Origin of the sequence: Pseudoalteromonas xiamenensis, from assembly GCF_030994125.1 — a bacterium.
GTDB lineage: Bacteria > Pseudomonadota > Gammaproteobacteria > Enterobacterales > Alteromonadaceae > Pseudoalteromonas > Pseudoalteromonas xiamenensis_B.
Genome location: NZ_CP099917.1, coordinates 2,700,557 through 2,712,500, shown reverse-complemented (window position 1 = coordinate 2,712,500; position 11,944 = coordinate 2,700,557). Strand labels below are relative to the sequence as shown.

Sequence of the window (11,944 nt, the reverse complement as noted above, 5' to 3'; positions counted from 1 at the left end):
TTGTCATTGCCTATGGAGTACAACTCGGTTTAGGCTATAATGCGATAGTTTAGATATGTATATTAATTAGGAACTTTTATGATCCATAGCATGACCGCTTATGCCCGTCGCGAAGTTAAAGGTGATTGGGGTACTGGAGTATGGGAAATCCGCTCTGTAAACCAACGTTACCTTGAAACTTTCATTCGAGCCCCAGAACAATTTAGAGGACTCGAGCCCGTGATCCGTGAGCGTCTGCGTCTGCAATTGCAACGTGGTAAAGTGGAAGTGTTTTTAAAGTTCACCGCAAACCCTGCCCATGTTGGCGAACTGACTATCAATGAAACGTTAGCTAAACAACTTATTTCCAGCGCAAACTGGGTAAAAGATTTAAGTGGCGGCGACATTAATCCAGTCGATATTCTCCGCTGGCCGGGTGTAATGGAAGCACAAGAGATTGATCTTGATTCAGTAAACAGTGAATTACTTAACGGTTTTGATCAACTAGTTGAAGACTTTAAAGCAGCTCGAGCAAGCGAAGGTGCAAATCTTGAAGAGATGATCCAAACTCGTCTTGACTCAATTCTCGAGCAGGTTGCCGTGGTAGAGACTCACCTCCCTGAAATTAATCAGTGGCAAAGAGACAAACTCACTCAGCGACTAGATGAGTTAAAAATGGACATCGATGAAAGCCGACTAGAGCAAGAGTTGATCTACCTTGCCCAAAAGCAAGACGTTGCAGAAGAGTTAGACAGACTTCGCTCGCACGTGAAAGAAACTAATAAAGTCCTTAAAAAAGGTGGCGCATGTGGCCGTCGTTTAGATTTTATGATGCAAGAATTTAATCGCGAGTCAAATACGCTGGCATCAAAATCCATTAATACCAACATAACTAACGCTGCGGTTGAGCTTAAAGTGTTAATTGAACAGATGAGAGAGCAGATCCAGAACATTGAGTAACTTTACTCGTCGGGACAGGTTTTTCTTTCAATCTGTCCCTCTATAAAACGCCTCAGTTTCTCACATTCTCAATTTCGACCCTTTAATGCGTTGCGACTAGTGTTATTTAGATATCAGTGAAGATGTCATCAGTCTCAACGATTTTTTGTAGCATATATCCACTTCCCCATTGTGACGCTCATCGGCCATTTCATTATCTGCAATGTACAAAAGGACTTAGTCAGTAGGCCTTAGCCTTGAATATTCGCAAGCCAACGTGGATTCGTTGTGCAATGGTCAGGAAAAAATCGATTCATTAACAGGATCTCGGTTGGCTCAGTGATAGGTGTTGTTTGAAAATAAAAAGCCAGTGACAGGCACTGGCTTTTCGCATCAATGAGTGATGATGCAGTTTAAAAGCGACGTTCTACACCAAGCATAAGTGTATTGACATCGTTCCGTTCACGTTGCTCAAACTGAAATTGCGCTCTGATTGACGTATGTTCAGACACCTTGTAGTTACCACCAATGCTCACCAGTGGATCGGTGCCATCAAAAGACTTTGTAAGCTTATTTCCACCATTAATGGTCGCCTTAATATCGGTTTCCCATTTTTGCACACCTGCCGCCACATCAACGGAAAAATCAGTGCTCAAAGGCAGTGAATACCGTACTACAAGCGAAGCCGACTTCCCTAAAACAGGCGCAGCATAAAGCCCATCTTCACCAGAAGAAGCTGGCAAAATGAAGTTATTAGAAGCAGTTCCTAAATCTTCATATTGGAAAATAGCAACCCAGTTTTCCATAAAGGTGTAACCTGCACTGAGATAGTAACCGGTCGCAGAGTCATCGACTTGCGATGATTGACCTTGCCAGTTACTCGGGTAAGAAATACCGGTCGCTTTAGCGGTGGTTAATCCCCCTCCAAGCATCCAATTCTGCGCAGCATAGCCTTGTGGGCTTTGCAGTAAGCCTAACGTGCTTACAACAATTGGCACAAGGAAAAATCCTTTATGGCGAATGCGTCGGAGCAGGCCAAACAATCCACCGATTACTAACATCCAAATAGATGTACTACCTGATGACTTGCTTTCCACATGGTTGTTCACGTTGGTATTCTCCGCGTTTACGGTCATGGTTAATGTCCCACTTGATGCCGCACCCAGCTCATCCTGCACGTAATATGTAATTGTATCGATGCCAGTAAAGCTTCCGTTAGGTACATATTTGATTTTTTGATCTTCCGTGACACTCACATTTCCTTGTTGAGCAATTGCGTCCATTAATATTAACGCATCGCCTTCAAGATCGGAGTCGTTCACAAGTACATCGACAATTGCGGTCTGTCCAATGTTTACTTCGGCGCTATCTGGTTGAGTGGTTGGCGGATTATTCAGTTTAATTTCAACTTTAACTTCCCCACTTGCCGTGCCTCCACGATTATCGCTAATGCCATACAAAATGGTCGCTGTACCTAGCAGGTTCGTTGGTGGTGTGTAGCGTACTTTATTATCCACAATTTCAACTACACCAAAGTCAACGTCGGCACTGGTTATCGTCAGCGCATCGTTGTCTTCGTCGGTGTCATTTGTTAACACATCAATGACCACAGCAACGCCTTGCCGAGTTGACGCTGAATCAGCCGTCACCACAGGGAATGCATTGCCGTTATTCATAACCGCAATACCGCCTGGATCAACAATAGTTCCGTTTGCGACACCATCGTCGTCGTTAGGTCCGCCGTCTTGAATACTTAACTGCACACACCAATGGCCTGGTGTTAATCCCACTTGCCATGAAGAGTCACCTGGTGGTGGGCAATATCCTTTTTCTCCCAAAGCAGAATAAATCTGGTTTTGGCCATCTGTAACGAAGTCTCCCCACTGGCCGCCTCGTAATTTACGGTATGCTGGGTTCATGGGAATAGGTTCACGCTGCGGTAATACGATGTCATAGACATCCCCCGCATTTGGCAAGCCATTCGCAATGAAGTCAAAGATACCACCAACGTTTTGAGCTGCTTGATCTTGAGCGAGTTCGGAATTAAATAATTCCACGCCACCTGACTGGTTCTGAGGTACATTTGCACCTTTTCTGAGACATACGCCTGGAGACCCCTCTGTAAGGAATTGGTTTGGATCCGTTACACGTTGCTGAATCACGTTACAATCTTCAATTGCATCGAGATAATCAGGAATACCGTCTCCATCACTGTCTTTTACACCTTCTTGAGAATCAGGTATTAAGTCACCATCCGAATCTTGATCGCCAAGTTGAGGCAAAGATTCGATGACTTCAATGAAGCTCGATTTCTTGCTCGTCAACGAAGGCGACCCATTGTCACTGGCAATTGCATCTATTTGGTAAATACCCGGTGCAGTGTTAATCGGGTCAAAGACAAATTGAAGAGGGTCACCACTTTGATTGACGAATGGGGCATTTTTTACAACCCATTCTAATTTAACCTCGTCATTAGGATTCACATCCACCACATTGGCAACCAGTGAAACCTCGCCACCTTGTTGAGTGACTAAATTACGCTCTTCACCATTTTGCTTAACACTAAGTGATAACGCTGGCGCGACATTTTGCTCGACAATATCGATACGAGTTGAAGACTTCGCACCAAGGTTCAACCCGGAACTGAGTGTTACTTCGATGGTTTCAGTGCCCTCAACGATCTCATCAGCAAACACATCGTAATTAACTGTTGCTTGCGTGCCTGAGTCGATGACCACCACGCCATCCGTTAAGCTGTGATCCGCTGACGTCGCAGTTCCTGAAACTGAATAGGCAACTTCTACAGGGTAACTTGGAGATGTACCATTAAGAAAAACACTGAAACTGTTTTGACTATCTTCAACAACCGTGCTGTTTTTGCTTATAGAGATTAATGGCTCCACACGTACGGTTTGAGTTGCAAATTCAGTTCTACCTTGGCTGTCCGTTACTTGCCAGTATACTAAATGGCTTCCTGGTGGGAATATCGTTTTACCCTCCACCAGCGAAACAGGCAGAGGTAAACCACTTGCATCAAATGCCGTCGCTACCCCTAAGTCAACTTTGGTAAAGAGTCCTGTCGCTCTGACGGTTAAGTCTGCTGGCGCAGTAATCGTGGGTCCACCACTGTTTGATGAGTTTAATTGCAATGAAACGTTTGCTTTTGCTCTTGCTTTCGCCTTGTCTTCAATGAGATAACTTAAGGAAATCGGGCCATTAATGACACCTGAAGTTTGTAGTTCAAGTGCACCATTGACGATAGCAACGCTGCCAAGCGAAGATTTTGCACCAATAATGGTCAGCGTATCGCCATCCACGTCCGAGTCATTTGCCAGAACATCAAGGGTGTATCGGTTATCCGCATTAATAGAAAAATTGAATTGATCATCATTCGCCACAGGTGCATCGTTGACGGCACTAACCGACACCCCTACAACTGCGGTATTCGAGGTTAGTTTTCCATCGCTTGCAAGATAACTAAACGTGTCTATTCCGTTGAAATTCACGTTAGGTGTGTAGGTAACCGTTGTGCCTTGGACTCTCACTTGACCATTGGACGGCTGCGAGACAATCTGCACACCGAGTGGATCTTTATCAATATCGCTCACTAAAGCTACAAAGCTGGTTGTCCCATCTTCTTTCAGGGCTATCTGCATATCTTTCGCGATAGGAGCGGAATTCACAGGAAGCACTTGAACAGCAAAACTCGGTAACGAGGCTGATAAAGGCCCATCGCTCACGGAGATAACAATACCATTGTAAGTACCAATATCGTCTCTCGTTGGCGTACCAGCCAAAGTACCAGAATTCGAGTCAAAGCTCGCCCAAGCTGGTTTATTCGCGATAGAGAACACCAATTTCGGAGAATCAACATCGCTTGCTGTAGGTGTAAACGAATAGTTGTTGTCCTGCTTCACCGTGGTCGCTGGCACACCGCTAATAACAGGCGCGTCGTTGACATTATTGACTGTCAAAGTAAACGCGGGTAAAGAAGTGGTGGCTTGGCCGTCACTAACGGAAATGACTATCCCCGTATAACTTCCTACCTGTTCATTTAACGGCGTACCACTTAACGTACCTGTCCCTGAGTCAAAGTTTAACCAATTTGGCTTGTTTGTAATTGAGAAGGTCAGTGTGTCTTTATCGATATCAGAAGCACTTGGCGTAAACTGATAAGCTGAATCTTCATTTACCGTTACTGAAGGCGTACCCGTTATAGTTGGCGCGTCATTAATTGCATTTACAGTAATTTGAATCGTTGCTGGAGATGAATCCAACTCGCCGTCATTGGCTACGACGGTTAGACTGTCCGTTCCACTGAAATTCGCTTCTGGTATATACGTTAGCGTGCCTGAAGAAATTGTTGCGCTACCGTGGCTCGGTGACGTGCCGATTTTATAGGTCAGCGAACTTCCCTCAATATCAGTGCCACTTAACGTCACATTCAGCGTTGTATCTTCATCCACGCTGACCGAATCAGAATTCGCAACTGGGCTATCATTCACCGCATTTATCGTAAGATTGACCGTAGCTTGGTTAGAGTCAACCGTGCCATCACTTGCCTTGAAGACGAAACTATCTGCACCACTATAATTCGCGGATGGTGAGTATAACCAAGTCGTATCACTTTGTTTTGTCAGTGAACCATTTTGGGTACTTGTAACGATGCTATAAGTGAGGGGATCTTTATCAATGTCAGACGCAGCTAACGTAATCAATAAAGTGTTGTCTTCATTAACCGTGAGGGACTGCCCTGTTGCCAACGGCGCATCATTTACGGCCGTTACGGTCATGGTGACCGTTGCTTCATTGGAAACAGCCCCATGACTGTCTTCCACAGTATAAGTGAAGGTATCCGTTCCATTGCTGTCTTTATTCGGCGTATAGACAATGGCTCCGGTTTGAGTCACTTGCGTACTACCCTGCGAAGGGGCTTTGACGACGGTCAGCGAGCTCAAATTAAAGCTATCGCCCGTATCAACATCGGTATCATTACCCAACACGTTGACTTCGAAAGAGCCATCTTCCAGCAATTGCGCCTGGTTATCAACGGCGACAGGGGCATCGTTAATCGGTGTAATGTTCAACGTGACGGTTGCCGCGTTCGATGTTGCACTGCCACTGTCTTTTAGCGAGTAGGTAAACGTATGTTGCCCATTTACGTTTGCTTTTGGCACGATATTCAGTGTGCCATCGCTTGCAATCGTGACGGTTGCAAAGCTATATACACCGGCACCTTGCCCTACATCTTGCAACGTTATGCTGCTGTTGTTAAATGCACTGTCTTCAACATCAGTATCATTGCTCAAAATATCCAAGGTGGTACTGGTGTCTTCATCAAAGGTTTTGTTATCGGCATTGGCTACTGGCGCATCATTGATGGCACCGACATTGACATCCACCTTCGCGTTCAAAGACACACCACCTTCACTGTCTTTAATATTGTAGGTAAAGCTATCTGGGCCATTGGTGTTGGCATTTGGCGTGTATACAAAGGTGCCGTTTTGTTGGTCAATCGCCACACTTCCTTTAGTCGGCTGAGTGACTATCGTTAGGTCTCCTGTTGGATTTGTGTCTTCTACATCGGTTGCTTCACTGCGCACATTTAAGGCAGCACTAGGTGTGTCTTCATCCGTGTTAATGACCAAGTCTTTTGCAGTAGGCACGTCGTTAACGGCGGTGATAGTAATGCTAACCGTTGCAACATTAGACTCTTGCGAAAGTGCATCTTTTACCGTGTAAGTAAAGGAGTCGGAACCATTTACATCTTTGTTCGGCGTATAGGTGATTACACCACTGCTAATGCTAATAGAGCCTTTTGTAGGTTGCGTTTTGAGTGCCGCTGACGAAGCGACCATATCGCCATTTGCGTCAGAATCATTCGCTAATAAGTCAAACTGCTTAGCTGTATCTTCGTTGGTGCTAAACGAGTCATTTACCGCTGTCGGTGCAACAATGTAGCTTTTATTTACCGTATCTGAAACGAGCGTAGCGTCGTTACCGAAACTATCCGTCACGATTACTTCTAGGGTTAATGTCCCTTCATTCAAATTCGTGACATCGATACCGGTCACTTGCTGCGTTGCACTGGTGATCGTTTGGCTACTCGAACTCGAAATCGTTGATGTACCGTCTTTTAATTTATATGTAAACGTTGTACCTATTTCTGCGCTAGCGAACGTAAAACTCAGCGCAGCTTCATTTGTTTTTGTTATTGATGATTGGTCGATGTTGACGCTGTGCCCTGTTGGAGCCACATTATCAAGCGCAATTGTTTTAGTCGCTGCACTAGAACTATTACCCGCAGTATCACTTTGCGATGCAGTAACGGTAAGATCGCCATTATTGAACGTACTCACATTCAATTCTTTGCCCGTTAATGTCCAATTACCCGAGCCATCCGCTGTCGTTGTGGTGCTTACTTCTCCAGAACCCGAATCACTAATCTTCACCGTAACCGTTGCACCAGACTCAGCACCGGAACCCTCAATAAGTACGGTATCATCTTCCGATGCGTTAACCTTATCGTCAACCTCTATTGGTGTAGTAATAGCTGGAATCGAAGGTACTGTTGTGTCAATTACAACACTAAGCCCCGCCGACGCTGAACTGACGTTATTGCTACTGTCTTTGGCTTTCGCTGTAATCGTGTGTGTCCCTTCACTCAGGACGCTGCTTGTGATTTGCCAATTTCCGCTTCCCGACACAGTTGCTGAGCCAATAGCGCTCGCGCCAGCCAAAGAACTATAGAGTTCAACCGTCGCACCCGCCTCGGCAGTACCACTGAACGTTGGGGTTGTATCGTTAGTTATATTATCGGTACTCGATGTACCACTATCGGAAGCCGCATCTAGGTCTGGTGTAGACGGCGCACTAGGCGCTACGTTATCGTTAACCGTGATCGTAAACGATTTTTGGAACGTTGTATCACCATCATCTGTTTGAATACAGACGATATAACTACCCGCTGAGAGTGCTGCATTGGCCTCTAAGTTACTACCATTAATTTGGAAACTACCATTGCCTGTACTTGCTGTACATGAACCGTTAGCACTTGAGCCTGTAGTGAGCGTATACGTAAAGCTACTATCATCAACGTCCGTGGTTGAGAGCGCCCCGATATTATAATTAGCCGCAGTATCAGATTGATCTACTGAGCTATTAGCTAAACTAATATCTGTAGGCGCATCGTTTACAGGCGTTATCGTCACTGAGGCCTGATTGGTGCCCGTACTATCTGACGTGCCATCATTAAAGGTATAGTTAAGCGTTACACTTGTACTTGGATTTTCGGACGCGTTCGAATAAGTGATCGTTTGCAGCACATTATCAACTAACGCTGACGTTGCGTTGCTATTAAAGGTTAACTTTAGGGTACCAGCCGAATTTGTTGTCACGGTACCCACTTCAGTGCTGTTGTAGCTAAACGTGCCACTTTCAGTAAGTGTTGATAACAACCCTGAGTTACCAAAGACATCGTCTGAATTTGCCCCGCCACTACGCACTATGGTTAACGACGCATTGTTGTAATTTCCATTACTCGCGTTCAGTGCATCAAGTTCAGTGTCGGAAACCACAACATCTGAATCAATAACCACTGCGGAGCCACCTTCAGTGAAGGTAGACGCACCATTTAAATTACTGAAAGTCGGTTTTTCATTTTTAGCAATCAGGGTAATTAGTGTATCACTGCCACTGTCTGCCACCGTGAAGTCCAAGGTGCTGCCCGGAGAGTTCGTCAGCGACAGTGAAATTTCAGCTGAGCTAAAGTCCGTCGCATTGGTATCCACTTCCAACGTGCTAGTGCCGTTGAATCGGACGTTACTGGTTGATAATCCAGTAACACCTGTCACTGTGATAGTATCGCCGATTGCCAAATCCGTGATGGTATCGCCATTTAAATTGCTCGCGCTACCAATAAAGTTGTCGTTGCCACCATTACCCGTTAAGGAGTCTGCTCCACCGCCTGGGCGTAAAGTATCCGCACCACTTCCACCAACAAAAGTATCATTACCGTTAAGATCCGTTGCGCTAATGTTTAACGTGTCACCGCTAAACGCACTGGCATTAATCGATAACGCATTGGTGATAGCACTTCCCGTAGTATTCGTGATTGCCACTGCTTGACCATCACTATTAAAGTTATCTTTCAGCGTTATGGTAAAGGCACTGTTAGTGCCAATGGCTACCGTTTCAATCGCAGAAACTGTCTCTGATGAGAAATCAAAAGTGCCACCATCCATGAGTTTTAGCGTTTCACTGCCCCCGGAGCCCGTGAATGCGCTAAAATCACTGAGATTGGCAGAATCAATTGCAACGCTAGCACCTGAAAGTAAACTCAGAGTCCCAATATTAAAAAAGCTACCGCCACTTACATCCGCACCATCCGACACAGTCACCGTGTCAGCAACAGACGCCTCGCCGACTAACGTGCCTGAGTAACTTGCACCTCCAAGTGCGAATGTGACTGCATCGGTTGATGAACCTGCCGTCACACTCACCGTGCTACTAACTGTAATCGTTCGGCTATTAGTCGAGTCATCATCAACAGAGTAATTTTCAACATTACTGAACGTGGTCAAGCTACCATCGCCAGAAATGTTGATTGTTTCGCTGCCCGCCGCCGTCACGGTTCCACTAAATGCACTGTGTTGCGAAGTCGTCATCGAAACATTTGCACCACTGGCTAAAGTCAAATTGGTAATATTATTTAGTGTGGCAGACGCAATATTTGCGCTAGAAGACAGGGTTACGGTGTCAGCGACACTGCTTTCACCAGTTAAAGTTCCTGTATAAGTCAACGACCCCACATTAAATGTGATTGCATCAGTTGACGATGTTGCCGTAACCGATGTTCCAGCCGACCCTAGTGTGATAGTTCTTGCGTTCGTAGATTGGTCATTAACGGTAAACGTCTCAATATTGCTTAACGTGGTGAAATCGCCATCACCAGTAATCGTAATAGTTTCGTTACCTGCAGCTGTGATTGTACCTGCAAACTTGGCGGGTTGATTTGCTTTCATCGTCACTGATGCACCGCTCGCCAGCGTCAAGTTGTTGAAATTAACGATGGTTGCGCCTGAAATGTCAGCCCCAGTTGAAAGGCTCAGTGTATCCGTGCCACTTGCGCCGTTATATGTCCCCGTAATACTTAGACTACCTGCATTTACGGTATCATTTCCGCTGCTACCAGTAATACTTTGACCAGTATTTGATAACGTTACCGTATTGGCCGCACCTAACACATAAGTTTCAATATTGCTTGCGGCAGTGAAACCATCCGTTGCGGTTGAAATCGTGATCTGTTCTGTGCCAGCGCCACTAATGGTAGAAAAACTATCGTGCTGCGCTTCGGTCATCGTCACTGAAGCACCACTGTCCAATGAAAGCGTTTCGAACGCGCTGATGGTTGCACCCGCGATACTTGCGCCTGTTGCCAACTGTAACGTGTCGCTACTGCTGCTACCGGTTAGTGTGCCCGATGCGGTTACAGCACCGGTTTTTACCGTAATCGCACTACTGCCACCCGTCACATTTTGTGATGCGCTCCCTAATGTAAATGTTAGTGCTGCATTTAGTACATAAGTTTCAATATCGGCATCACCCGATAGAATCCCGTTACCATCTGCGCTACTAATGGTAAATTGATTCGTGCCCGAACCATTTATCGTGGTAAAGGCTTCATGCTGTGTCTCAGAAAGGGTAATGGATGCACCACTGTCGGGTGTTAAGGTTTCAAAATTCGTTAATGAGGTAAACCCTGTTAAATCTGCCCCCGTAGGCACAGATAACGTATCGGTTCCTGCGCCGCCATTTGCCGTAGAACCAGTAATATGGCTGGTACTCGCTATCGTCAGTGTTTCATCACCACTGCCAAATATAATAGCGGGTGATAGATTCGTGCCCGTTGTGGTATTAAAACTCGCGGCGGTAGAACTGGCGGCGTTGACATCCGACACGCTTATTGTCGACGTGCGCGACGTACTGCTAGCTGTACCATCATTAATCACGACCGTCACGGTTCTCGCGGTGGTGTTGGGTGTACTCGCGGTATTATTGTACGTAATGGCTTGTAAAAATGTCGCAACTTGCGCCGCCGTTGCGGTAGCGCTCGTAATGCTAATGGTATCTTGCAACGATTTCGCCGAAGAACCTGATACACCATCCAGTGCATCTTGTGCTGCGGCTGAGACTGATAAACCTTCTGAGGCCCCATCTTGATCGTTGGTTAAACTGACTGTGATGGTTTTAATCGTATCGCCATCAGCATCGGTGACAGCGGCATTTGATGCGACATTGACCGCACCACCGCCTTCTGAGAAGCTAATGGTGTTGTCATCGCTTCCAGACGTTGAGTCTAAATCAACCACGGGTGCTGTATTCGCCGCGACGGCTGGACCAGTTACAATCGTATGTATAGCAAATTGAGTGTCATAATCATTCGTTGCCGTATTTTTAAAGTGGAATTGCACTTCATCTACATTCTGCCATCGAGCATCAGAGAAGTCACCGGGATAACTCTTTGAAAACGTTTGCCCAGGTGAGCCAAAAGAAGGAACTGATATGGTTTCACTGAACTCTGTACCTGAATCATCATTACCGACAATCGTTAATTCATAGCTACTTGTGTTTGTTGAATTCTTCGCGTAGATGATAAAAGAATCTAGACTAAAGTTATTGCTGTTATTGCTCGTGTAAAATTTATACGCTCTGTCTAGTTGAACATCCGACACAGAGCCGAGCACCATATTATTAGAAAAGGCACCAACCGAGTTGATTATCTGCATATCAGATTGGCTAGTATAAGAATCACCCGAGTAGCCAGCATCTAGCACGTAGGTAAAACCATCTGTATGGCTAAGATTTGCCTGACCTGATATATCAGATTTAGTAGAATAATTGATTGTTGCAGCCATCGCATTACTGTAGGTCAGAGCAATATTGGCAACGAACACCTTAGTGAGAATACCGGTGATTTTATTTAGCTTCATTTTTTCATTCCTACTTGCATATAGCTAATACCCCA

2 protein-coding genes are annotated in these 11,944 nt (G+C 45.5%); one reads left to right on the top strand and one right to left on the bottom strand.

Annotation, left to right across the window (positions count from 1 at the left end; translation table 11 throughout):
- The first annotated feature begins 78 nt into the window (after window positions 1-78).
- A complete protein-coding gene (locus NI389_RS12570) occupies window positions 79-939 on the top strand; it encodes a YicC/YloC family endoribonuclease (RefSeq protein WP_308360234.1) in 861 nt (286 codons plus the stop codon).
- A gap of 392 nt (window positions 940-1,331) precedes the next feature.
- On the opposite strand, the gene NI389_RS12565 is transcribed toward NI389_RS12570, so the two are convergent.
- On the bottom strand, window positions 1,332-11,909 hold the full coding sequence (locus NI389_RS12565) for a tandem-95 repeat protein (protein WP_308360233.1): 10,578 nt from the start codon (window positions 11,907-11,909) through the stop codon (window positions 1,332-1,334).
- Between the last annotated feature and the right edge of the window lie 35 nt (window positions 11,910-11,944).